The organism is Mumia sp. zg.B53, assembly GCF_019550935.1.
In the GTDB taxonomy this organism is placed as follows: domain Bacteria; phylum Actinomycetota; class Actinomycetes; order Propionibacteriales; family Nocardioidaceae; genus Mumia.
On the sequence record NZ_JAHWCK010000001.1, the window covers coordinates 668,653 to 692,314 of the forward strand.

Below are 23,662 nucleotides of genomic sequence, written 5' to 3' on the forward strand. Positions count from 1 at the left end.
GGGCCCCGACCCGCGGGGCCGACCGAAGGAGAGACCGATGAGCGAGCGCTACCTCTTCATCCTGTTCGACGACGAGGCCACGTGGGCCGAGGCGTCCCCCGAGGAGTGGGAACGCGAGATGGCTGCCCACGACCGATTCTCCAAGGCGGTCGCGGCCGCCGGTGGTGTCGACCACGGGGGCGAGGCGCTGCAGCCGACGACGACCGCGACGACCGTGCGCAACGGGCCCGAGCCGGTCGTCACCGACGGACCGTTCGTCGAGTCGAAGGAGGCGTTCGGCGGCTACTACCTGATCGAGTGCGACGGGCTCGACACCGCGCTCGCGCTCGCGAAGCAGTGCCCCAGCGCGGTCGTCGAGGTGCGGCCGATCCTCGATCTCGGCGGGGAGTGACGGCCCACGTCGCCTGAGACGACACCCGTGACGGTCGACGAGGCCGTCGCCGCGCTGCACCGGGAGCACTGGGGCCGCGTGGTGGCGGCCACGGTCCGCACCGCCGGCGACATCGACACCGCCGAGGACTGCGCACAGCACGCGTTCGAGCGGGCGCTGCAGACCTGGGTGCGCGTCCCGTCGAGCCCGGTCGGGTGGCTCGTCCGGACCGCACGCAACCACGCGCTCGACCTGCACCGCCGGACGGGATCGCTGCGGCAGCGGATGCCCGACCTCGCGCTGCGAGAGGAGTCGCGCCACGCCGACGCCGCGGCCGCCCGCTGGAACGACGAGCTCCTCCGTCTCGTCTTCACGTGCTGCCACCCGTCGCTGTCCGAGGCCGACCGGGTGCTGCTGACGCTGCGGGTGGTCTGCGGGATCCCCACACCGACCGCGGCCTCCCTCCTCCTGATCCGTCCGTCGACCGCGGCGGCTCGGATCACGCGAGCGAAGCGCAAGATCACCGCGGCCGGGATCCGGTACGCCGTCCCGGCCGCGAACGACCTTCCCGAGCGGCTCGGCGCCGTGCTCGAGGTCGTCCACCTGGTGGCCACCGCGGCGCACGAACGACCGCGCGACCCGCAGACCGACGCGCTCGAGGTGGCGTCACGCTCGCTCGCGACGAGCCTCGGCGAGATCTTCCCCGACGAGCCGGAGGTCCTGGGGTTGCTGGGCCTGGTGCTGTTCACGCAGGCGCGCACGTGGGCCCGTCGCGAGGCCGACGTGGTCCTCCTGGACGGTCAGGACCGCGGATCGTGGGACGTGCGGCTGATGGCGGGTGGCCGGGAGGCGACCACCCGAGCGATCGAGCGGGCACTGGCTCGCGACGGCCGTGCAGGGCGGTACGCGCTCCAGGCGGCCATCGCCGGCGTGCACGCCGACGCGGCCAGCGTCGACACGACCGACTGGCCCGCCCTGCTGCGGCTGTACGACCGGCTGGTCGAGGAGTGGCCGACCCCGGTCGTCCGCCTCAACCGCGCGGTCGCGGTGTCGTACGTCGAGGGTCCCGAGGCCGCGCTCACGGCGCTCGAGCCTGTCATCGGCGACCCGAGCCTGCGCGAGTACGCCTACCTCCCCGCCGTGCAGGCGCGACTGCTCGCCGACGTCGGGCGACGCGAGGAGGCGGCCGACGCCTACCGCCGTGCAATCGCGGTCGCCGGCGACGATGGCCAGCGTCGGTTGCTCACGTCACGCCTGGACGCGCTCAGACCCTGACGCCGACGTCGTGGAGGTGGTGCGCGGCATCGTGGAGGAAATAGCGTGAGAAGGTCGTGATCGTGAACGACGCCCCGTCGCTCCGCCGACCCGTACGCGTCCACTGGTCCGCCGGGACCGCGTCGAAGGCCGCAGCCACGAGCGCCGCCTCGCGGGCGAGCTGCTCGGACACGGCGCCGGGGTCCTGCTCGGAGTACCTTTCGGCGTTCGCGGTCGCGTCCTGGTCCCAGTTCGGATAGGTCGGGCCGTCCTCGTCGAGCATCAGGCCGAGGCGGTGGCGGTACAGCGCGAAGACGTCACGGACGTGGCAGGCGTACTCCAACGGCGACCAGGTGCTCGCGTCCGGCCGGTCGCGCACGTCGGGGCGCTCGAGCACCGCCGGCCATCGTGCGGCGAGCGCACGCACGTGCGCGCCGACCTCGCCGTCGCTGATCGCGGCCGGATCGAAACCGCACTCCGGGCACACCTTCCGCGCCGTCCAGGTCCAGTCCTTCGTGTCGGGGACGATGGCCACGGCTCACTCCCACTCGATCGTGCCGGGCGGCTTGCTGGTGATGTCGACGACCACCCGGTTGACCTCGCGGACCTCGTTGGTGATCCGGGTGGAGATGCGCTCGAGGAGCTCGTACGGGAGACGACTCCAGTCGGCCGTCATCGCGTCCTCGCTGCTCACGGGACGCAGCACGACCGGGTGTCCGTACGTCCGTCCGTCGCCCTGGACCCCGACCGAGCGGACGTCGGCCAGCAGCACCACCGGGAACTGCCACACGTCGCGGTCGAGACCGGCGGCGGTGAGCTCCTCCCGGGCGATGGCATCGGCCTCGCGCACGATCTCGAGACGCTCCTCGTCGACGGCGCCCACGATCCGGATCGCGAGCCCCGGCCCCGGGAACGGGTGGCGCCAGACCATCGCCGGCGGCAGACCGAGCTGCTCGCCGACCTGCCGGACCTCGTCCTTGAACAGCGTGCGCAGCGGCTCGATCAGGCTGAACTCGAGGTCCTCGGGGAGGCCACCGACGTTGTGGTGACTCTTGATGTTGGCGGCGCCCTCGCCCCCGCCGGACTCGACCACGTCCGGATAGAGCGTGCCCTGCACGAGGAACCTGACCGGCGTGCCAGGGGTCTCGAGGATCTCGCGCTCGGCGGCCTCGAAGGTCCGGATGAACTCGCGGCCGATGATCTTGCGCTTCTCCTCGGGGTCGGTGACGCCCGTGAGGTGGCCGAGGAACTGCTCGCGGGCGTCGACGACCTTGAGGTTGACGTCGGTCGCGTCCACGTAGTCGCGGACCACCTGGTCTCGCTCGCCCTTGCGGAGGAGCCCGTGGTCGACGAAGACACAGGTGAGCTGGTCACCGATCGCGCGCTGCACGAGTGCGGCGGCGACCGACGAGTCCACACCGCCGGACAACGCGCAGATGACGCGGGCGTCGCCGACCTGCTCCCGGATCCGGTCCACCTGCTCGTCGACGATGTTGACCATGGTCCAGGTCTGCCGACAACCGGCGATCTGGACCAGGAAGCGCTCCAGCACCTGCTGACCATGCTCGGTGTGCAGGACCTCGGGATGCCACTGCACCCCGGCCAGCCCACGGTCGACGTCCTCGAACGCCGCGACGGCCGCGCGGGGTGACGACGCGGTGACCGCGAAGCCCTCCGGCGCGGCGACGACCTCGTCCCCGTGCGACATCCACGCCCGGAGCTGGTCGGGCAGCCCGGCCAGGAGCACACCGTGATCACCGACCGTGACGTCGGTGCGGCCGTACTCACGCTGGCCGGTGCTCGCGACCGTCCCTCCGAGGACCTGGGCCATCGCCTGGAAGCCGTAGCAGATGCCGAAGACCGCGGTGCCCGTGCCGAAGAGCGCCGGGTCCAGGCGCGGCGCGCCCTCCTCGTACACCGACGACGGGCCCCCCGAGAGGATGATCGCCTTCGGCTTCTTGGCGAGCATGTCCTCGACCGGCATCGTGTGGGGCACGATCTCGGAGTAGACCTTCGCCTCCCGCACGCGTCGGGCGATCAGCTGCGCGTACTGGGCGCCGAAGTCGACGACGAGGACCAGGTCGTGCTCAGGAATCTCGGTCACACCTCGATCCTATCGAGCGCCGTCAGCTAGCTGACGCCGACGATGGGAAGACGCAGCGCCGCAGGGGCGTCGACCGGCACGACGGGGTTCTTCGGCGCCACGGGCTCGAGGCGCGCGTAGGGCTCGCCCGTCGCCGGACGCGGGTCCGGCTGGTCCCTGTTGGGCCAGAACGCCATCGCCCGCTCGGCCTGGGCCGTGATCGTCAGCGACGGGTTCACGCCCAGGTTCGCCGAGATCGCGGCGCCGTCGACGACGTGGAGGCCGTCGTAGCCGTACAGCCGGTGGTACGGGTCGATCACCCCGGTGGCCGGGGAGTCGCCGATCACGCAGCCCCCGATGAAGTGCGCGGTGAGCGGGATGTTGAACGGCTCACCGATCGTGCCTCCGGGCCAGCCGTCGATCTTGTCGGCCGTACGGCGCACGGCCTCGTTGGCCTTCGGGATCCACGAGGGGTTCGGGTCGCCCGCCCCCTGGGCCGAGGTCAGCCGCAGGCGTCCGGTGATCCGGCTCCGCTTCATGGAGGTCGTGATCGAGTTGTCGAGCGACTGCATGGCCAGCAGGATGATCACCCGCTCCGACCAGTGCTTGAAGTCGTACAGCTCCCTGACGTTGCGCTTCTGCGCCCACAGCTCCTTGAGCCAGGCCTGCCAGCGCGGCCTCTCCCCGTCGCCGTCGGTGAGCACCGTCTGGAGCAGCGACATCGCGTTGGAGCCCTTGCCGAAACGGACCGGCTCGATGTGGGTGACCTCGTCGGGGTGGAACGAGGAGGTGATCGCGACGCCGGTGGAGTAGTCCACGTCCCGGCTGCCGGCGATCGCCCCGAGCAGCGACTCCGAGTTGGTCCGGGTGAGGACCCCGAGCCTCGACGAGATCCGCGGGAGGACGCCTCGGCTGCGCATCCTGTGCAGGAGCTTCTGGGTGCCCAGCGAGCCGGCGGCGAACACGACCTGGTCTGCGGTGAAGCGGCGGGCGACCTTGCGGCGCCGGTCCGTACGCCGCGTGTCGACCGTGTAGCCGCCACCGGGGCGCGGGCGGACCTCCGTCACGGTGGTCAGCTCGTGGACGCGCGCGCCGGCCTGCTCGGCGAGATAGAGGTAGTTCTTGACCAGCGTGTTCTTGGCGTTGTGGCGGCACCCCGTCATGCACTCGCCGCACTGGATGCATCCGGCCCGATCAGGGCCTGCACCACCGAAATAGGGGTCGGCGACGGTCTCACCGGGGCCCCCGAAGAAGACGCCGACCGGTGTGGGGTGGAACGTGTCGGCGGCGCCCATCTCCTCGGCGACCTCCCGCATGACCTCGTCGGCAGGAGAGGTGACCGGGTACGTCGTCACACCGAGCATCCGCTTGGCCTGGTCGTAGAAGGGCGCGAGCTCCGCCTTCCAGTCGGTGATGTGACCCCAGGCAGGGTCGCGATAGAAGGGCTCGAACGGCTCGTAGAGGGTGTTGGCGTAGACCAGCGAGCCGCCGCCGACACCCGCGCCGGACATGATCATCACGTCCTTCAGGAGGTTGATGCGCTGGATGCCGTAGCAGCCGACCTCGGGCGCGAAGAGGTAGCGCCGGAGGTTCCACGAGTTGTCCGCGAAGTCCTCGTCGCGGAACCGCGCCCCGGCCTCGAGGACCCCGACGCGGTAGCCCTTCTCGGTCAGTCGCAGTGCGGTCACGCTCCCGCCGAACCCCGAGCCGATCACCAGGACGTCGTAGTGCTGCGGTGCGGTGTCGTTCACAGCGTCAGCGTAAGACCGCGTTCACGCTATTGCTACCCCTGGGTAACGAATATGTCATCGCGGATGTCGTATCCCCTCCGACGCGGCGTGACGGTCGGTGTCAGGCCCGGCCGGCCTTCTTCAGGACGCGCAGCGCCGCGGTGATCGTCGTCTGGAAGGCCGCATCGCTCACCATCCGGGGAGCCGAGAGGGGCAGCAGCCGCTGGTTGGCGACCGCCTGCGTCTCGGTGTAGCGGAGGATCCCCTCCGCACCGTGCCGACGGCCGATGCCCGACTCCCGCATCCCGCCCATCGGCGCCTCCAGCGAGGCGAAGGTGGCGGCGAACCCCTCGTTGATGTTCACGCTGCCTGCCTTGATCCGGCGAGCAAGCTCGCGACCCCGCGCGACGTCACGTGTGTAGATCGCGGCGTTGAGGCCGTACGACCCGGCGTTGGCGCGGTCGATGGCCTCACCCTCGCTGCCGAAGCGGTAGAGCGAGACGACCGGGCCGAAGGTCTCGTCGGCGAAGCAGTCCATCGCCGGGCTCACACCCTCGAGCAGCGTGGGCTCGTAGAAGTACGGACCGACCTCGGGGCGCGGCCTCCCGCCGGTGAGGACGCGGGCTCCCTTGGACACGGCGTCGGCGACGTGGGCGGACACCGTGTCCAGCTGCCGCTGCGAGACCAGCGAGCCCATGTCTCCGTCGTAGTCCAGCGACGCCGACATCGTCATGCGGCCGATCCGCTTGACGAGCTTGGCGACGAAACGGTCATAGACCGCGTCCGCGACGAACAACCGCTCGACCGACACGCAGAGCTGGCCGGCGGAGGAGAAGCACGCACGGACCGCGCCCTCGACGGCGCGGTCGAGGTTGGCATCGGCGAGGACCAGCATCGGGTTCTTGCCACCCAGCTCGAGCGAGGTCGAGACGAGCCGCTCGGCCGCCTGCGCCGCGACACGCCTGCCGGTCGCGGTCGAACCGGTGAAGCAGACGTGGTCCGCCCGCTCGACGATCGCGCCGCCGATCACGGGGCCGGGCCCGTTGACGACCTGCCACAGGCTCGCGGGGAAGCCGACCTCGCGGAACAGCTCGATCGCGGCCAAGGCGGAGAGAGGTGTCTGGCCGTCGGGCTTGTGGACCACCGCGTTGCCTGCCGCGACGGCAGGGATCCCGTCCGAGATCGCCAGCGTGAGCGGATAGTTCCAGGGAGAGATGATCCCGACGACGCCCTTGGGGACCCGGTTGATCCGCGTCTGGGTGAAGAGCGGGTAGACCCCGGGGACGCGACGCGTCGTGAGGTGCCGCGCGAGGGTGCGACCGTAGTAGCGAGCGGTGAGCGCCACGTGCAGGACCTCGTCGAAGGCGTGCTTGCGCGCCTTCCCCGACTCCCACTGCACGAGGTCCATGAGGTCGTCGGCGTGGTCGAGAACCGCGTCATGGAGGTCGAGGAGCAGCGCCGACCGGTGGGACAGGTCGGTCCGCGACCACGGGTCCTGCGCCGCCCGGGCAGCCGCGAACGCGTCCTCGACGTCACCGGTGTCCGAGACGGGGAGCGTAGCGATCGGCTGCCCGGTGAAGGGCGCGTACGTCGTCTCCGCCTCGCCCGACGTGGCGCGCAGCCCTGCGGTCAGACGACGGACGAGGGCCGGGTCGACGGCGAACGCGGCTGTCGCGTCGTGCTCGGGGTCGGCGGGGAGGCGCCCGTGCTCCGGAGCGCTGGGGTCGCGTCGTGACATGCGGTCACTGTAGAGGGGGCACCACACCAGTGCTACCCCCCGGTAACGAGTCCGCCACCGGCAGTGTCACGAACGCCGGGCGTCGGCGCTACTGGACGACGACCTCGACCCGCTGGAACTCCTTGAGCTCGGTGTAGCCGGTCGTCGCCATCGCCCGGCGGAGCGCGCCGACGAGGTTCATCGTGCCGTCCGGCGCGGTCGACGGCCCGAAGAGCACCGACTCGAACGAGCCGACGGTGCCGAGGTTGATGCGCTGGCCGCGCGGCAGGTCGGGGTGCCACGCCTCGGCGCCCCAGTGGAACCCGCGTCCGGGCGCCTCGGCCGCCCGCGCGAACGGCGAGCCCACCATGACCGCGTCCGCTCCGCAGGCGATCGCCTTCGCAAGGTCGCCGCTGTGGCCGACCGAGCCGTCGGCGATGACGTGCACGTAGCGGCCGCCCGACTCGTCGAGGTAGTCACGTCGTGCCGCGGCGACGTCGGCGAGCGCGCTCGCCATCGGCACGGCGACTCCGAGCACCTGGCGGGTGGTGTGCGTCGCTCCCCCGCCGAAGCCGACCAGGACCCCCGCGGCGCCGGTGCGCATCAGGTGGAGGGCGGCCTGGTGCGTGGCGCAGCCGCCGACGACGACCGGCACGTCGAGCTCGTAGATGAACTCCTTGAGGTTGAGCGGCTCGGTCTGCCCCGAGACGTGCTCGGCCGACACCGTGGTCCCCCGGATGACGAACAGGTCGACGCCCGAGTCGACGACCGTCTGCGCGAACTGCTTGGTCCGCTGGGGCGAGAGCGCACCGGCGACGGTCACGCCGGCATCGCGGATCTGCTTCAGCCGCTCGTGGATCAGCTCGGCCTTGATCGGCTCCTGGTAGATGCGCTGGAGCCGGACCGTCGCCTCACGCGACTCGAGGTGGGAGACCTCCTCGAGCAGCGGCAGCGGGTCGTCGTAGCGAGTCCAGAGCCCCTCGAGGTCGATGACGCCCAGACCACCGAGCTTGCCGAGCATGATCGCCGTCTCCGGCGACATCACGGAGTCCATCGGCGCGGCGACCACGGGGATCTCGAACCGGTAGGCGTCGATCTGCCAGGCCGTCGAGACCTCCTCGGGATCACGAGTCCGGCGACTCGGGACGATCGCGATGTCGTCGAACGCGTATGCCCTGCGGCCGCGCTTGGCGGCGCCGATCTCGATGTCCATCCCCGCATTCTAGTGAGGCGGGGCGAACACCGAGGACTGCGTCACAGCCTGGCGTAGTTCGGGGCCTCGACGGTCATCTGGATGTCGTGGGGGTGACTCTCCTTGAGACCCGCTGACGTGATCCGGACGAACTGCCCGCGGTCCTGCAGCTCCGGGACGGTGTGGGCACCGACGTAGAACATCGACTGGTGAAGCCCGCCGACGAGCTGGCGTACGACAGCGCCGAGCTGGCCGCGGTAGGCCACCTGGCCCTCGATGCCCTCGGGGACGAGCTGGTCGTCGGAGGTGACGTCGGCCTGGAAGTAGCGGTCCTTGGAGTAGGACTTCTTGCCCCGCGACGACATCGCGCCCAGCGACCCCATGCCGCGGTAGCTCTTGTACTGCTTGCCGTTGACGAAGATGAGCGAGCCGGGGCTCTCCTCCGTACCGGCCAGGAGCGAGCCCACCATCACCGTGTCCGCACCGGCCACGAGAGCCTTGGCGATGTCGCCGGAGTACTGGAGGCCACCGTCACCGATCAACGGCACTCCCGCCGGCTTGGTGGCGCGGGACGCCTCGTAGATGGCGGTCACCTGCGGCACGCCGACGCCGGCCACGACACGTGTCGTGCAGATGGAGCCGGGTCCGACACCGACCTTGACGGCGTCGACGCCGGCGTCGACGAGCGCCTTCGCGCCGGCGTACGTCGCGATGTTGCCGCCGATGATCTGGACGTGCGAGGTCGCGGGATCACGCTTGAGGCGCTGGATCATGTCCAGCAGCGCCTGGGCGTGGCCGTGGGCGGTGTCGACGACGAGGACGTCGACACCGGCCTCGATCAGCGCGGTCGCGCGATCCCAGGCGTCACCGAAGAAGCCGACCGCGGCACCGACCAGCAGCCTGCCCTGCGCGTCCTTGCTGGCGTCGGGGAACTGCTCGGACTTCACGAAGTCCTTCACCGTGATGAGGCCGCGCAGGTGGCCGCCCTCGTCGACGAGCGGGAGGCGCTCCTTCTTGTGGGAGCGGAGCAGCTCAGCTGCCGCCTCGCGGTCGATGCCGACCGGGCCGGTGATGAGCGGCATCGGCGTCATGACCTCGCCGACCGTCTTGTGGGACCACTCCGCCAGGGGGACGAAGCGCAGGTCGCGGTTGGTGACGATGCCGAGGAGCGTGTCGTCGGCATCGACGACCGGGAGGCCGGAGACGCGGTACTGGCCACAGATCTCGTCGAGCTCCTCCAGCGTCGCCTTCTCGGTGATGGTGATCGGGTTGGGGATGACGCCGGTCTGCGTGCGCTTGACGAGGTCGACCTGGTAGGCCTGGTCCTCCACGGACAGGTTGCGGTGCAGGATGCCGATGCCACCCTCGCGCGCCATCGCGATGGCCATGCGCGCCTCGGTCACGGTGTCCATCGCCGCGGAGATCAAGGGGATGCGGAGAGAGATGTCTCGGGTCAACCGCGACGTGGTGTCGACCTCGCTCGGGACGACGTCGGTCTCGCCAGGGAGCAGCAGGACGTCGTCGTAGGTGAGGCCCAGCGGTGCGAACTTCTCCGGCACACCCGCGGCGTTGAGATCCATGACGTCCTTCCCTCGAGCATCCGACGTCCCCATCCTACGAGGACCCCTGTCGACACATCCAACGACGGATGGGCGCAGCTGCTTCCACGGCCGCGTGCGGCGGCCGTCACGTCCGGCGAGGACCGTCGAGGAGCGTCAGCGCACGACGTACGACGGGCGCCACGACGACGACCTGTCGGCCCACTGGTCGCCCGAACGATCACGGTCCCGGTCGCGGTCCCCGTCACGATCACCGTCCCAGGCGCCGCCGCGATCACGGTCCCAGGCGCCGTCACGGTCACGGTCCCAGTCCCGATCACGGGTCCCGTCGTCGGCGGGAGCGGGCGCGGTCGTCACCACCCCTGGGACGGGCGACGGCGCAGGAGTCGCCGGCTGCTCGGCCCGGGGCGAGTCCGCACGGCTCCGTCCGTCCCGCGCGGGAACGGGGTGAGATGCCTCGCCCTTGTGAGCAGACGAGAGCGCCTCGGCGCCGGAACGCCCGGTGTGCACTTCTGAACCTGTGACCGCCGGCGCCGACAGGTTGGGGCGCTCATGCCTCTTGGCCGTCCGCGGTGTCGCGACCTCCTCACCCAGCCCGACCGCGCGTCCGACGACGTAGGTGAGCGGCGCAACGGGGCTGCCGGCGACCGCCTGGCTGACGCCCATGGCGAGCAGGACGACGACGCCCACACCAAGCTCGGTGGCGCGGCGGACGCCCGGCGCGGGTCGAGTCGCGCGACCGCGGTGGGCGCGGCGGCGGTCGACCGGGCGCACGCGACGGGCACCCACAGGCCCCACCCGCCAGCCGGCCCGGCCCGGCGCCCTCGACACGGCGGTCAGCCGGTCAGCGGCGGGGTCCCCGGCGCCGGGGAGCGCGGCCATGACGTCGGTGCGCCAAGCGGCCAGTCCGTCGAGGAGGGGGTCGCCCGTGGCCCGACCGGCGATCAGGTCGTCGAGGAGACGGTCGTCGTGCGCGACCGGATCGACGCCGGTCACGCCGAGACCTCCCCGCGCGTCACCTGGCGGTTGCGGTGGAGGTCGCGCAGCCGCTGAAGGGCACGGTGCTGCGCGATCCGTACGGCGCCGGGCGTCATCCCCATCGCGGTGCCCACCTCGTTGGCGGTCAGTCCCATCGCGACCCGGAGGACGAGCACCTCGTGCAGTCGGCCCGGAAGGCAGTCGAGCAGGTCGAGGACATCTTGGGACTCGAGGCGTCCGAGCACCTCGCTCTCGGCCGAGGCGACGCCCGAGTCCGGGACGACGTCGACGAGAACCTGGCGCGAGCGGTAGGCGCTGCGCTGGGCGTCGGCCACCTTGCGGCTGCCGATGGCGTACACGAACGCCTCGAAGGGAAGACCCTGGTGCTCGAAGGTGGGGAGTGCCTGGAAGACGGCGATGCAGATCTCCTGGGCGACGTCCTCGGCCAGCTGCGCACCGTCGCGGTATCCGCCGAGGCGGGCACGGCAGTAGCGGTGCGACACGGTGCGCACGTCGCGCATGAGGGCATCCATGACGTCGGCATCATCGAGGGCTCGCAGCGCCAGCTCGGCGAGGTCTGGCTCACCGGAGGGTGGGCGGGGAAGCATCCGGGGATCCTTCGGGGGCTCAGGAGCATCAGGACGGGTCAGCACCGGTGGTGCCACGCCCACCGTCCCACGTCGCCGGGCGACACGCCAGACCGGATGCACAACGACGAAGGCCCGCCCCTCACGGGACGGGCCTTCGTCGTGGGAGTGCGCTCGGATCAGCTCTCGTCGTCGGCCGGCTTCTCGACCACCAGCGTCTCGGTGGTGAGCAGCATGGCGGCGATGGAGCCCGCGTTGGCCAGCGCGGAGCGCGTGACCTTGACCGGGTCGAGGACGCCCTGGGCGACCAGGTCGCCGTACTCGCCGGTCGCGGCGTTGTAGCCCTGGCCGCTCTCGCGGACCTTGGCGACCACGACGTAGCCGTTCTCGCCACCGTTCTCGGCGATCCAGCGCAGCGGCTCGACGGCCGACTTGCGGACGATCGCGACGCCGACGGCCTCGTCACCGGTGAGCCCGAGGTCGTCCTCGAGCACCGACACGGCGGTCACGAGAGCGGAGCCGCCACCGGCGACGATGCCCTCCTCGATCGCCGCACGGGTCGCCGAGACGGCGTCCTCGATGCGGTGCTTCTTCTCCTTGAGCTCGACCTCGGTCGCGGCACCCACCTGGATGACGCAGACGCCGCCGGCGAGCTTCGCGAGGCGCTCCTGAAGCTTCTCGCGGTCCCAGTCGGAGTCGGTCGAGTCGATCTCGGCCTTGATCTGGTTGACGCGGGCGGAGACCTCGTCGTCCTTGCCGGCACCGTCGATGATCGTGGTGTCGTCCTTGGTGACGACGACGCGACGCGCCGTGCCGAGGTCGTCGAGCCCGATCTGGTCGAGCTTCAGGCCGAGGTCGGGGGTGACGACCTGGGCGCCGGTGAGGACCGCGATGTCCTGCAGCATCGCCTTGCGGCGATCACCGAACGCCGGCGCCTTGACGGCGACCGAGGTGAACGTGCCGCGGATCTTGTTGACGACCAGCGTCGAGAGCGCCTCGCCGTCGACGTCCTCGGCGATGATCAGGAGCGACTTGCCCGCCTGGACGACCTTCTCCAGCAGCGGGAGGAGGTCGGCGACGGACGAGATCTTGCCCTGGTTCACGAGGATGTACGGCTCGTCGAGGACGGCCTCCATCCGCTCGGTGTCGGTCACCATGTAGGGCGAGAGGTAGCCCTTGTCGAACTGCATGCCCTCGGTGAACTCGAGGCCGGTGCCCATCGTGTTGGACTCCTCGACGGTGATGACACCGTCCTTGCCGACCTTGTCGAAGGCGTCGGCGATCAGGCCACCGATGTGGGCGTCACGCGCCGAGATGTTGGCGACGTGCGACATGTCCTGCTTGTCGTCGACGTCACGGGCCAGCTCGAGGAGCCGCTCTGAGACAGCGGCGACGGCCTTGTCGATGCCGCGCTTGAGGGCGATCGGGTTGGTGCCCGCCGCCACGGCGCGCAGGCCCTCGTGGACCATCGCCTGAGCGAGCACGGTCGCCGTGGTGGTGCCGTCACCGGCGATGTCGTTGGTCTTGGTGGCAACTTCCTTGGCGAGCTGGGCGCCGAGGTTCTCGAACGGGTCGTCGAGCTCGATCTCACGGGCGACGGTCACGCCGTCGTTCGTGATCGTCGGCGCACCCCACTTGGAGTCGAGGACGACGTAGCGACCCTTGGGGCCGAGCGTCACCTTCACGGTGTCGGCCAGAATGTCGACGCCACGCTCGAGTGACCGACGAGCAGTCTCGTCGAACTCAAGAATCTTGGGCATGGGGATCCTTCTCTGTGGTGTCGGACCCGTCGAGACACCGCGGGCCCATGTGCTGCGGACGAGTGCTTTCGCCCCAGCGGTCTCGGACCGCCGGGGCGAGCACGTCGCTACTTCTCGATGACCGCGAGGACGTCGCGCGCCGACAGGATGAGGAACTCCTCGCCGTCGTACTTCACCTCGGTGCCGCCGTACTTGCTGAAGACGACGACGTCGCCGACCTTGACGTCGACGGGGATGCGCTCGTCGCCGTCCTCGTTGAAGCGGCCCGGGCCCACGGCCAGGACGGAGCCCTCGGTGGGCTTCTCCTTGGCGGTGTCCGGGATGACCAGGCCCGAGGCGGTGGTCTGCTCCGCCTCGAGAATCTTGACGACGATACGGTCCTCGAGCGGCTTGATGGTGACCGACACTTGTCGACCTCCCCTTTCGTGTTACCCCGTGAGCGGGCGTTCGCCCGTACGACGGGACTGGGACTGTGGGTCCTTCGAGGTGCTCGCACGCACGCCGTCGCGGGAGCCGTACGCGGTGCACCGTTAGCACCCAGGATACGAGAGTGCTAACTCCAACCTAGAGCCGGGTTAGCACTCGGTCAAGCAGAGTGCCAGCGCCCGTGAGCCCGGCCTCCGGGCCCGTGCTGCGAGACTTGCCCCCATGGAGGTCGAGACGTTCGAACGACTCCTCGACGCCGAGGGACAGCAGGTCCTCCGCGAGGCCGAGGCCACGTACGGGAGCGTCGACGAGCTGACACTGGTCACCCGGCTGCGCCGGCAGGGCCACTCCCCCGAGCTGGTCGCGGCGGCGACGAGTCAAGTGGCGCTGCGGCGCCGGGCGGCCACCAAGCTCGGCGCCGACGCCGCGAACATGTACTTCACCCCGGACGCGCTCGAGCAGGCGACGCGCCTGCGGGTCGCCGCTCATCGCGCCGAGCGGCTGAGCGCCACCGGCGCCCGCACGCTGGTCGACCTGGGGTGCGGGATCGGCGCCGACCTCGCGGCGTTCGCCCGCGCGGGACTGTCGGTCCACGGCGTGGAGCGCGATCCGCTCCGGGCCGCGATGGCGCGGGCGAACCTCGCTGCCCTGCGGCTCGACGGCACCGTCGGCGTCGCGGACCTGACGGCGGTCGACCTGACCCCGTACGACGCGGCGTTCGTCGATCCGGCACGGCGGGACGGGCGCGGTCGGACGTTCGACCTCGACGCGTTCAGCCCTCCGTGGTCGTTCGTGGTGGGGGTGCTCGCCGATCGCGGCCTGGCCAAGGTGCTCCCGGGCATCGCCCACGATCTGGTTCCCGACGGTGTCGAGGCGGAGTGGGTCAGCGACCGTGGGGACCTCGTCGAAGCCTGCCTCTGGGGACCCGCGTACGCCGGGGCGACGCGGCGGGCCACCGTCATCGGGACCCACGCCACGGCCACGCTGACCGACGCGGACGCGCCCACCGAGGTCCACGTCGCCGCCCCGGGTGACTGGCTCTACGAGCCCGACGACGCGGTGATCCGCGCAGGTCTCGTGACCGCGGTCGCTGTCCTCACCGACGGCTGGCTCGTGGATCCGCACATCGCCTACGTCTCGAGCGCCACGCACGTGGCGACGCCGTACGCCCGGGCCTTCCGTGTCCTGGAGGAGCTCCCGTACCGGGAGAAGCAGCTGCGGGCGGCGTTGCGCGAGCGCGACGTCGGCACGCTGACCGTCAAGAAGCGGGGCGTCTCGGTGGTCCCTGAGGTGCTGGTCAGACGGTTGCGGCTGGCCGGCTCGGAGACCGCCACCGTCGTCCTCACCCGCGTGGCGGGAGAGGGCCGGGCCTACCTCGTCGAGCCGGTCCTCCGCACAGACGCACCGGTGGCGGGACCCTGAGGTCCCGCCACCGGCGTTCGTGCTTCAGTGCCGCTCAGCGGCTCCTGCTCAGCGACCCAGGTGACCCAGGATCTTGCAGGCGAGCCACTTGAGCCACTTGATGGGCTCGCGCAGCGGGTTGGGCATCGGACCGCACTTGTCGGCCGGCGGCTGCGTGACCTTGGTGACGGTCACGGTGACAGTGCCGGTCGCCTCCGCCTGGCCGTCGGAGACGGTGTAGGTGAAGGTGTCGGTGCCGGAGAATCCGGCCCTCGGGGTGTAGGTGACGTTGGCGCCCGTACCCGTCACGGTGCCGTTGGCCGGCGTGCCGTAGGTGTAGGTCAGGGTGTCGCCGTCGGCGTCCGCACCGCGCAGCGCGATGTTGACGGCCCTGTCCTGGTTGGTCGTCGCCGTCACGTTGCCCGCGGTGGGCGGCGTGTTCGGCGGGATGACGACCTCGTTGACCGTCACGGTGACCGTGCCGGTGGCCTCCTCCTCGCCGTCGGAGACGGTGTAGGTGAAGGTGTCGGTGCCGAAGAAGCCGGCGTTCGGGGTGTAGGTGACGTCGGCGCCCGTACCCGTCACGGTGCCGTTGGCCGGCGTCCCGTAGGTGTAGGTCAGGGTGTCGCCCTCGTCGGCATCAGCGCCCTCGAGCGTGATGTCGACCGCCTCGTCCTGGTTGGTCTCCGCCGTCACGTCGCCCGCTGTGGGCGGCGTGTTGTCCGGCGGGTCGATGACCTCGGTGACCGTCACGGTGACCGTTCCGGTCGCGGTGCCGCCGTTGCCGTCGTCCACGGTGTAGGTGAAGGTGTCGGTGCCGAAGAAGCCCTCGTTGGGCGTGTAGGTGACGTCGGCGCCCTCACCGGTCACGGTGCCGTTGGCCGGCGTCCCGTAGGTGTAGGTCAGGGTGTCGCCCTCGTCGGCATCAGCGCCCTCGAGCGTGATGTCGACCGCCGAGCCCTCCCTGGTCTCCGCCGTCACGTTGCCCGCGGTCGGCGGGACGTTCGTCGGCGGGTCGGCAGTGACGGACACGGTGATCGTCGCGGTGTCGGTGCCGCCGTTGCCGTCGTCCACCGTGAAGGTGAACGTGTCGTCGCCGGCGAAGCCCTCGTCCGACGTGTAGGTGACGTTCGGGCCCTCGCCGGACACCGTGCCGTTCTCGGGCTGGGTGTAGGTGTAGGTCAGCTCGTCGTCGTCGGGGTCAGAAGCCGACAGGGTGATGTCCACCGGGTCGCCACTCTGGACCGCCGCCGTGCCGTCGTTCGCCGTCGGCGCCTGGTTGGGCGGCTCGCCGACGTTGACGGTGACCGTCCCGGTAGCCGTCGCCTCACCGTCGGAGACGGTGTAGGTGAAGGTGTCGGTGCCGGAGAAGCCCTCGTCGGGCGTGTAGGTGACGTCGGCGCCCTCACCGGTCACGGTGCCGTTGGCCGGCTCTCCGTAGGTGTAGGTCAGCTCGTCGCCCTCGTCGGCATCGGCACCCGCGAGCGTGATGTCGACCGGCGCACCGAAGTCCGTGGAGGCCGTCACGTTGCCCGCGGTGGGCGGCGTGTTCGGCGGCGGATCCGCCTCGATCCCGAACGAGCCGAAGGTGTCGTCGCTGGCAGCGGGCAAGGTGCACGCCATCGTGACGGCGCCCTCGCCGCCCACCAGCTCACCGGCGGCGTTGCGCAGCGATGCGATGACGTTGAACGCCCGCGGCATGTGGATGGTGCCCGTGGTCGGCAGCTCGAGGCCGGGGTACTCCGCCGTCGTGGGGACCGGGATCGCGGGCACGTCGCCCTCGGTCGGGATCTGCCACGGCGGGGTCGACGTCGCCGGGACGGGTGACCACGGCGCGGCGAGGTTGGCGATCGGGTACACGAACGGGTCGGTGATCCCCGGAACCGTGATGTTGATGCTCGCGTCGTTGGAGAAGCCGCTGGCCGATCGCGCACCGAGCAGGCCGTACGTCGCCGAGCGCAGCGGCTCAGGCAGCGTCAACGTGATCTGGGTCTTGCGAGCCGGGATCGTGTCGCCGGGTGCGACAACATCCGGGATCACCACCCTGGCGTTGACACCCACGGAGAAGTCACCGAGCGCGAGCCCTGCCGCGACGACGTTGCACGTGTAGGTGAAGTCCTTGTTGAGCTCGACGTCGTCCGCACTGGCCGGCGCCGCCCCGAGAGCCGTCGCGCTCACGGCGATGCCGGCGACCAAGGCCCCGGATGCTGCGAGCGACAACGGCCTTCGGGCCGTTGGATTTCTGAAAATGGACAAGATGATCCCCTCCAGATCGACGGTCCGCCCTTGTAAGCGTCCGTTTGTCCGATACCCAGTAACTGAGTGTTACGGTTCAGTAACCTACGCAGGTGTAACCACAAGTTGCAATAGGTGGGACGCAAGAAATGTGTTCTTGCCCACATCGAGGGGAGGGCCGGGCCCGTTCAGGCGACGATCTGCGTGACCGGCATCGAGGAGTCCGCGGCCAGGTCGAGCGAGCTCGGCGCGGCGCCCTTGGCGACCAGGGCCGAGCCGAGCGCCGCCACCATCGCGCCGTTGTCGGTGCAGAGCACCGGCGGCGGGATCCGTACGTCGATCCCGGCCGCCTCGGCGCGCTCCAGCACGTAGTGGCGCAGGCGGCCGTTGGCCGCGACACCCCCGCCGAGGACCAGGTGCTCGGCCCCGTGATCGACGCACGCGCGGACCGTCTTGGCAGAGAGGACGTCGCACACCGCGTCCTGGAAGGAGGCCGCGACGTCGGGGACCGAGATCGACCGGCCCATGCGCTCCTCGTGCCCGACGTGCCGCGCGACCGCGCTCTTGAGGCCCGAGAACGAGAAGTCATAGCGGTGCTTGTCCATGTCGCGTCCACCGGTCAGGCCGCGAGGGAACGCGATCGCCGTGGGGTCGCCGTCGCGGGCGGCGCGGTCGATCTCCGGACCACCGGGATACGGAAGGCCCAGCAGACGGGCGACCTTGTCGAAGGCCTCCCCCGCGGCGTCGTCGATCGTCTCGCCGAGCATCCGGACCGAGCTGGTCACGTCGTCGACGAGCAGGAGGTTGGTGTGGCCGCCGGAGACGAGCAGGGCGGCGGTCGGCTCCGGGAGCTCACCGTGCTTGAGCCGATCGACGCAGACGTGGGCGACCAGGTGGTTGATGCCGTACAGCGGCTTGTCGTAGGCGATCGCGAGCGCCTTCGCGGCGGCGATCCCGACGAGGAGCGCGCCGGTCAGTCCGGGCCCGCTGGTGACGGCGATCGCGTCGACGTCGGCGACGGAGACGCCCGCGTCGGCCTGGGCCTTCTCGAGCATCGGGACGAACGCCTCGAGGTGCGCGCGGCTCGCGACCTCCGGGACCACTCCACCAAAGCGGACGTGCTCCTCGACGCTGGAGGCGACGGCGTTGGCGAGAAGCTCGGTCCCGCGGACGATGCCGACCCCGGTCTCGTCGCAGGACGACTCGATCCCCAGGACGAGAGGGCCGTCGGCGTGGGTGGTCGCAGTGCTCACGTCCCCATGGTGCCAGGGTGGGGTCATGGACCGTACGGACACTCCATCCACCGTCGACGAGCGCACCACAGCGCTCACCCTCCTCCGCTACGTCAGGGAGACCGCCCTCGCGAAGGCCGAGGGCCTCCCCGAGGACCTCGCGCACGCCACACCGCTGGCTACCTCGCCGCTGATGTCGATCGCCAACGTGATCAACCACCTGCGCTGGAACGAGCACTACTGGGTCGAGGTGGTCGTCGCGGGCGGCGAGGACCGTGCCCCCTGGTCGGACGAGCACCCCGACGGCGAGTTCGAGATCGCCGCACAGATGACGCTGGACGACATCCTCACCGGCTACCGCCAGCAGATCGCCGCCTGCGACGCGATCCTCGCCGAGCGCGACCTGGACGACCTGACGGCGAAGCCGCGGCGCGACTTCCAGCCGAACGTACGCTGGGTCGTCGCGCACCTCGTCGAGGAGACCGCGCGCCACAACGGGCATCTCGACATCTTGCGGGAGCTCGCCGACGGAGAGGTGGGTGACTGAATGCGGATGCGTCCGCTGGGCCGAAGCGGCCTGATGGTGTCAGTGGTCGGGATCGGGTGCAACGCGTTCGGGTCGCGCGTCGACGAAGCCGGTACGAAGGAGGTCGTGCACGCGGCCGTCGACGCCGGCGTCACGCTCTTCGACACCGCCGACACCTACGGGACCGGCGCGAGCGAGGTCCTGCTCGGACGGGCGTTGGGTGCTCGGCGTGGGGACGTCGTCCTCGCCACCAAAGGCGGCATGGACATGGGCGGCGCCAACGGTCCCGACTGGGGCGCCCGCGCGTCGCGCCGCTATCTGCGCCGTGCGCTCGAGGCGAGCCTCACCCGCCTCGGGACCGACTACGTCGACCTCTACCAGCTCCACACGCCCGACCGCGTCACGCCGGTCGAGGAGACGCTGAGCGTCATGGACGACTTCGTGCGGGAGGGCAAGGTCCGCTACGCCGGGTGCTCGAACTTCACGGCGTGGGAGCTGGTGGACGCCGACTGGACCGCGCGCACGGCGGGGACCACGGCCTTCGTGTCGGCCCAGAACGAGTACTCGCTGTACAACCGCGCGGCCGAGGCCGAGCTGGTCCCGGCGTGCGAGGCGCTCGACGTCGGCCTGCTGCCGTACTTCCCCCTCGCGTACGGTCTTCTGACCGGCAAGTACGCCCGCGGCCAGGCCGCTCCCGAAGGCTCGCGTCTCGCGGCCGACAACCAGGCCGCACGCCTGGCTAACGCCGACTGGGACCGCGTCGAGGCACTCGAGGCGTACGCCCGCGACCGTGGCCGGAGCATGCTGGAGGTCGCGATCGGAGGACTCGCGGCCCAGCCCGCCGTCGCGAGCGTCATCGCCGGCGTCACGCGGGTCGAGCAGGTCCACGCCAACGTCGCCGCCGCGGAGTGGGAGCCGACCGACGACGACCTCGAGGCGCTGGACGCGACCCGGCGCCCGCCGAGCGCTGGTCCTATACGTCGTTCGCGCCTCGGCCGGAGGCGCGACGTCGGTAGCGTGACCACCATGGCGGCAGAGACGGCGGACGTACGCTCACGCTTCCCCGTGGACGACGACGCGCTCAGCGCTCTGCACGCGCGCGCGTTCGGCACCCGAGGATCCACGACCTCGTCCTGGAGCCGGCGGCTGGCGCGTCACAGCATCGCCTGGGTCGGCGCCTTCGACGGCCCCCGCCTCGTGGGTTTCGTGCACGCGGTGGGGGACGGGGGCGCGCATGCCTTCCTTCTCGACACCGTCGTGGATCCCTCGTGGCAGCGGCGCGGGATCGGCCTCGCGATCGTCGACCGGATCCAGGACGACGTCGCCGCGGCGGGAGTCACCTGGCTGCACGTCGACTTCGAGCCGCACCTCGCCGGCTTCTACGCCGCGTGCGGCTTTCGCGACACGTCCGCGGGCCTGATGCGACTCGGTCAGCCAGCGGCCTTCTGAGCCTTCTCGGCCTTCCGTGCCGCGCGAGCCGCACGCTCCTCGGCATCGAGGCGCGCCGCCTCCTCGAGCGTGGGCGCGGAACCCCCGAGCCGCGCCGGCGCCCACCACTGACCCTCGAGGGGCTCGGGGTAGGCCGCGATCGCCTCGTCGAGGAGCCTCTCGAGGGACTCTTTGAGGGCCTTCGTCTCGGCAACGGGATCTGCACCGGTGGGGTGCTGGGGCTCGCCGACGTTGATGACGATCGGCAGGCCCCACGGGAGCGAGGGCTTGTGGCCCTTGGTCGTGATGCGCTGCGTCCCGAAGAGCACCATCGGGATCAGCGGCACGCCCGCCTGCGCGGCGATGCGCGCAGCGCCGGACTTGACCTCCTTGATCTCGAACGACTGGCTGATGGTGGCCTCGGGGAAGATCCCGACGAGCTCACCACGACGGCAGTAGTCGACGGCCGCCTCCAGGGACTCCGCACCCGACGAGCGGTCGACCGGGATGTGGTGCATCGATCGGAGGACCGGGCCACCGACCGGGTGGTCGAAGGCCTCCTTCTTGGCCATGAAGCGCACCAGCCGGCCGCGACGCGCGGCGGGGAAGCCGTCGAGCACGAAGTCGGCGTACCCGACGTGGTTGGACGCGATGACGGCCCCGCCCTCGCGGGGGATGTTCTCGGTGCCCAGCATCTGGATCTTCCAGCCGCGCAGCTTGAAGAGGGTCTTGGCCGTCGCCACGACGGGCGGGTACGTGATGTCGCGCATCCCGCAACCCTACCGACCTACGGTCGCGTAGGTTAGTGGTGGCTCGGATGCGGCGCCTCGTCCCGGATCAGCTGCGCCACCAGCTCCGGCTCCTCGAGGCCGGGCAGGTGCGCCACCGCCGGCAGGACACGACCCGGGCCCTGGCCGATGCGACGAGCGGTCTCCTCGTAGAACGGGAGGTCGCACGGCAGGTCGTGCTCACCCCACGTGGTCAGCACCGGCACGGTCAGCTCGCTGAGCCGCGTCCAGGCGTCGAGCCCCGCGTCTCCCGCCGACTCGGGAGCGGCGACGTCGAGGATGGTTCGATTCATGGCCTCGAACAGCGTCCGAGGTGGGCCGCCGACCCTCCCCTCGGCCGTCCCCGGGCCGTCGAGCCACAGGTGCGTGAGCGCACGGATCCGAGCGTCGACACTCAGGGACGGATCATCAGCGCGGTCGATGAGGGGGCCTGAGGCTGGATCTGGTTGCCAGTCGAACGGAGTGTCCTCGTCGGTCATGCCCGACACGCCGGCGCCGACGAGCAAGACCCCTGTGACGCGATCCGGGTGCAGCAGGGCCGCGTCGAGCGCGACGGCCCCGCCCATGGAGTTGCCGACGAGGAAGACCTGCTCGAGCGCCAGGTCGTCGAGGACCTCGATCAGGTCCGCCACGTGCGTGAAGGTCGAGGTCGGATCGGCGGCGGGACTCGCCCCGTAGCCCCGTCTGTCGTAAGCGACGACATCGAGACCGTCGTCGACGAGCGCGTCCGCCACCGCTGCCCACGATCGACTGTCCGCCACACCGGCATGCAGGAGCACGACGGCGGGGCCCTCCGCCGGCCAACGGGTCACGGCCAGTCGTCCACCGTCTGCGGTCGAGAGCACGTGCTGCTGCCTATCCATGACGCCCGAACGTACCGGAGGAGGGGCGCCTCAGCGATCCCTCAGCGACCCTCGGCGTAGGCGTCGATCTCCACCTCGACGAGATGGTCGGGATGCATCAGCCGGTTGACCTCGAGCATCGTCGACACCGGCGGCGTGGAGCCGAAGAGCTCCCGGTGGGCGCGGCCCACCTCGTCGGCATCGGTGATGTCGATGACGTACATGCGGGTCCGCACCACGTGCTGGGCGTCGAGCCCGCACTTGCGCAGCGAGTCCATCGCGATCCCGAACGCCACCATGGTCTGCACGTACGGGTCGTTGACCCCGATCACGGTCCCGTTGACGGTCGCCGTGGTGCCGGCGATCGCGACGTGCGGTCCGTACGAGACCGCGCGCACGTATCCGTACCGTTCCTCCCACGGTGTTCCCGACGGCAGCCGGTACATCAGCCATCCCTTCGGGGCACCACGCGGCGTTCCATGACGACGGCGTCCGCGCCCGAGCGGTAGTAGTTCGGCCTCGTCGCGATCGCGGCGAAGCCCCCTGCCTCGTACAGCCCGGTCGCCGCGACGTTGTCGGATGCCACCTCGAGCAGCACCCGCTCCACGCCTCGTCGCTCGGACTCCCCCAGCAGCGCCGCCAGAAGCCGGCGCCCTACCCCCGTCCTGCGCCGCCCGGGCAGCACCGCGATCCGGACCACGTCCGCGGTGTCCCCGGCGACGACCAGGCTGCCGTAGCCGATCACGGCGCCGGCTTCCTCGGCCACGACCACGTGCCGGCTCGCGCCGTCGAGCTCGTCGGCGACCTGCTCCTTCGACCACGCCTCACGACCGAACGCAGCGTCCTCCAGCGAGGTCAACGCGTCCAGGTCGCCTGGCATCCCAGGGCGGATCACGCCGACGCGCGCTTGCGCTGGACCGCCGGAGCGGCATCGGGACGCCGCAGGTAGAGCGGCTCGGTGCCCACCTCGACCGCCGTCCCCGCTGCCACCATGCCGGCGAGCACCCCGGCATCGGGGTCGGCGGGTCCGTCGACGCGAGCGAGGACCTCGGCGTACAGGTCCGCTCCTCGTCCGAGCACCGGCATCGTCGACGGCAGGCGTGCCGCGAGGTCGGCGGGCCGCATCACGTCGGCATCACCGACGCGCTCACCGCGCGGCGTGTACTCCGCCCAGTAGACCTCCTTGCGACGGGCGTCAGTGGCGACGACGAACGCGTCCTCGACCGCACCTGCGGCGACCGCCTCGGCGGCGATGACGTCGAGCGAACAGACACCGTGCAGCCGCGCGTGCAGCGACACCGCCAACGTCCGCGCCGTCACCACACCGACCCGCAGGCCGGTGAACGGCCCGGGCCCGACGCCGACGGCGACATCGGTCACGTCGCGGCGGTCGACGCCCGCCCGAGCGAGGACGGCGGCGATCGCCGGCGCCAGCATCTCGCCGTGACTCATCGCGCCGGGGCGCGAGTCGGAGGCGAGCACAGTGGTCCCGTCGTGGAGGGCGACCGAGGTCGCCGGTGCGGCGGTGTCGAGGGCGAGGATCAGCATCGGGGC

At 70.9% G+C, this 23,662-nt stretch carries 22 protein-coding genes; 5 read left to right on the forward strand and 17 right to left on the reverse strand.

Annotation, left to right across the window (positions count from 1 at the left end; translation table 11 throughout):
* Nucleotides 1–37 precede the first annotated feature (37 nt).
* Nucleotides 38–391, forward strand: a complete 354-nt coding sequence (locus KV102_RS03270; protein ID WP_220341995.1) for a YciI family protein — start codon at nucleotides 38–40, stop codon at nucleotides 389–391.
* A 27-nt stretch (nucleotides 392–418) separates the two neighbouring features.
* A complete protein-coding gene (locus tag KV102_RS03275) occupies nucleotides 419–1,645 on the forward strand; it encodes an RNA polymerase sigma factor (RefSeq protein ID WP_220345298.1) in 1,227 nt (408 codons plus the stop codon).
* On the opposite strand, the gene KV102_RS03280 is transcribed toward KV102_RS03275, so the two are convergent.
* From KV102_RS03280 to groES, 10 genes are all read right to left on the reverse strand, one after another.
* A complete protein-coding gene (locus KV102_RS03280) occupies nucleotides 1,635–2,159 on the reverse strand; it encodes a DinB family protein (RefSeq protein ID WP_220345299.1) in 525 nt (174 codons plus the stop codon). The two genes, KV102_RS03275 and KV102_RS03280, sit on opposite strands and share 11 nt — an antisense overlap.
* A 3-nt stretch (nucleotides 2,160–2,162) precedes the next feature.
* The gene (gene guaA, locus KV102_RS03285) at nucleotides 2,163–3,719 is read right to left on the reverse strand and encodes a glutamine-hydrolyzing GMP synthase (RefSeq protein WP_374197351.1); all 1,557 of its coding nucleotides are present in this window, start codon (nucleotides 3,717–3,719) and stop codon (nucleotides 2,163–2,165) included.
* Between the two features lie 35 nt (nucleotides 3,720–3,754).
* Nucleotides 3,755–5,458 (reverse strand): GMC family oxidoreductase N-terminal domain-containing protein, encoded by a 1,704-nt coding sequence (locus KV102_RS03290; RefSeq protein ID WP_220345301.1) that lies wholly within the window; start codon nucleotides 5,456–5,458, stop codon nucleotides 3,755–3,757.
* 100 nt (nucleotides 5,459–5,558) lie between these two features.
* Nucleotides 5,559–7,175 (reverse strand): succinic semialdehyde dehydrogenase, encoded by a 1,617-nt coding sequence (locus KV102_RS03295; protein ID WP_220345302.1) that lies wholly within the window; start codon nucleotides 7,173–7,175, stop codon nucleotides 5,559–5,561.
* Nucleotides 7,176–7,263: 88 nt separating this feature from the next.
* Nucleotides 7,264–8,367: a GuaB3 family IMP dehydrogenase-related protein gene (locus KV102_RS03300; protein WP_220342001.1), complete on the reverse strand. Its 1,104-nt coding sequence runs from the start codon at nucleotides 8,365–8,367 to the stop codon at nucleotides 7,264–7,266.
* Between the two features lie 41 nt (nucleotides 8,368–8,408).
* The gene (gene guaB / locus KV102_RS03305) at nucleotides 8,409–9,926 is read right to left on the reverse strand and encodes an IMP dehydrogenase (RefSeq protein ID WP_220345303.1); all 1,518 of its coding nucleotides are present in this window, start codon (nucleotides 9,924–9,926) and stop codon (nucleotides 8,409–8,411) included.
* A gap of 135 nt (nucleotides 9,927–10,061) precedes the next feature.
* Complete coding sequence (locus KV102_RS03310; RefSeq protein WP_220345304.1) at nucleotides 10,062–10,901, reverse strand: hypothetical protein; 840 nt, start codon at nucleotides 10,899–10,901, stop codon at nucleotides 10,062–10,064.
* Nucleotides 10,898–11,491, reverse strand: coding sequence for a sigma-70 family RNA polymerase sigma factor (locus KV102_RS03315; RefSeq protein ID WP_255559063.1), 594 nt, complete (start codon nucleotides 11,489–11,491; stop codon nucleotides 10,898–10,900). Before KV102_RS03315 ends, KV102_RS03310 begins: the two co-directional genes overlap by 4 nt.
* A gap of 158 nt (nucleotides 11,492–11,649) precedes the next feature.
* A complete protein-coding gene (gene groL, locus KV102_RS03320) occupies nucleotides 11,650–13,230 on the reverse strand; it encodes a chaperonin GroEL (RefSeq protein ID WP_220342004.1) in 1,581 nt (526 codons plus the stop codon).
* Nucleotides 13,231–13,337: 107 nt separating this feature from the next.
* Nucleotides 13,338–13,637: a co-chaperone GroES gene (groES, locus tag KV102_RS03325; protein ID WP_149770274.1), complete on the reverse strand. Its 300-nt coding sequence runs from the start codon at nucleotides 13,635–13,637 to the stop codon at nucleotides 13,338–13,340.
* A gap of 241 nt (nucleotides 13,638–13,878) precedes the next feature.
* Here groES and KV102_RS03330 point away from each other — a divergent pair, with 241 nt between their 5' ends.
* Nucleotides 13,879–15,078, forward strand: a complete 1,200-nt coding sequence (locus tag KV102_RS03330; RefSeq protein WP_220342005.1) for a class I SAM-dependent methyltransferase — start codon at nucleotides 13,879–13,881, stop codon at nucleotides 15,076–15,078.
* A 48-nt stretch (nucleotides 15,079–15,126) separates the two neighbouring features.
* On the opposite strand, the gene KV102_RS03335 is transcribed toward KV102_RS03330, so the two are convergent.
* Nucleotides 15,127–17,253 (reverse strand): Ig-like domain-containing protein, encoded by a 2,127-nt coding sequence (locus KV102_RS03335; protein ID WP_220345305.1) that lies wholly within the window; start codon nucleotides 17,251–17,253, stop codon nucleotides 15,127–15,129.
* A gap of 227 nt (nucleotides 17,254–17,480) precedes the next feature.
* On the reverse strand, nucleotides 17,481–18,545 hold the full coding sequence (gene tsaD, locus KV102_RS03340; RefSeq protein ID WP_308290216.1) for a tRNA (adenosine(37)-N6)-threonylcarbamoyltransferase complex transferase subunit TsaD: 1,065 nt from the start codon (nucleotides 18,543–18,545) through the stop codon (nucleotides 17,481–17,483).
* A gap of 25 nt (nucleotides 18,546–18,570) precedes the next feature.
* Here tsaD and KV102_RS03345 point away from each other — a divergent pair, with 25 nt between their 5' ends.
* Together KV102_RS03345 and KV102_RS03350 are read left to right on the forward strand one after the other, a co-directional pair.
* Complete coding sequence (locus tag KV102_RS03345; RefSeq protein WP_255559062.1) at nucleotides 18,571–19,071, forward strand: DinB family protein; 501 nt, start codon at nucleotides 18,571–18,573, stop codon at nucleotides 19,069–19,071.
* 33 nt (nucleotides 19,072–19,104) lie between these two features.
* Nucleotides 19,105–20,499 (forward strand): aldo/keto reductase, encoded by a 1,395-nt coding sequence (locus KV102_RS03350; RefSeq protein WP_255560552.1) that lies wholly within the window; start codon nucleotides 19,105–19,107, stop codon nucleotides 20,497–20,499.
* Here KV102_RS03350 and KV102_RS03355 read toward each other — a convergent pair.
* Genes KV102_RS03355 through tsaB form a run of 5 tightly spaced genes read right to left on the reverse strand, consistent with a single transcriptional unit; the run spans nucleotide 20,481 to nucleotide 23,656 of the window.
* Nucleotides 20,481–21,248, reverse strand: a complete 768-nt coding sequence (locus KV102_RS03355) for a 1-acyl-sn-glycerol-3-phosphate acyltransferase (protein WP_220345308.1) — start codon at nucleotides 21,246–21,248, stop codon at nucleotides 20,481–20,483. The two genes, KV102_RS03350 and KV102_RS03355, sit on opposite strands and share 19 nt — an antisense overlap.
* A gap of 32 nt (nucleotides 21,249–21,280) precedes the next feature.
* Nucleotides 21,281–22,129, reverse strand: a complete 849-nt coding sequence (locus tag KV102_RS03360; RefSeq protein ID WP_220345309.1) for an alpha/beta fold hydrolase — start codon at nucleotides 22,127–22,129, stop codon at nucleotides 21,281–21,283.
* A gap of 41 nt (nucleotides 22,130–22,170) precedes the next feature.
* On the reverse strand, nucleotides 22,171–22,554 hold the full coding sequence (locus KV102_RS03365) for a Rid family hydrolase (RefSeq protein ID WP_220342013.1): 384 nt from the start codon (nucleotides 22,552–22,554) through the stop codon (nucleotides 22,171–22,173).
* Nucleotides 22,554–22,988 carry a ribosomal protein S18-alanine N-acetyltransferase gene (gene rimI, locus KV102_RS03370; protein WP_220342014.1) on the reverse strand — a complete coding sequence of 145 codons (435 nt, stop codon included), beginning with the start codon at nucleotides 22,986–22,988 and terminating at the stop codon, nucleotides 22,554–22,556. Before rimI ends, KV102_RS03365 begins: the two co-directional genes overlap by 1 nt.
* Nucleotides 22,989–22,999: 11 nt before the next feature.
* Nucleotides 23,000–23,656: a tRNA (adenosine(37)-N6)-threonylcarbamoyltransferase complex dimerization subunit type 1 TsaB gene (tsaB, locus tag KV102_RS03375; protein WP_220342015.1), complete on the reverse strand. Its 657-nt coding sequence runs from the start codon at nucleotides 23,654–23,656 to the stop codon at nucleotides 23,000–23,002.
* Nucleotides 23,657–23,662: the final 6 nt, after the last annotated feature.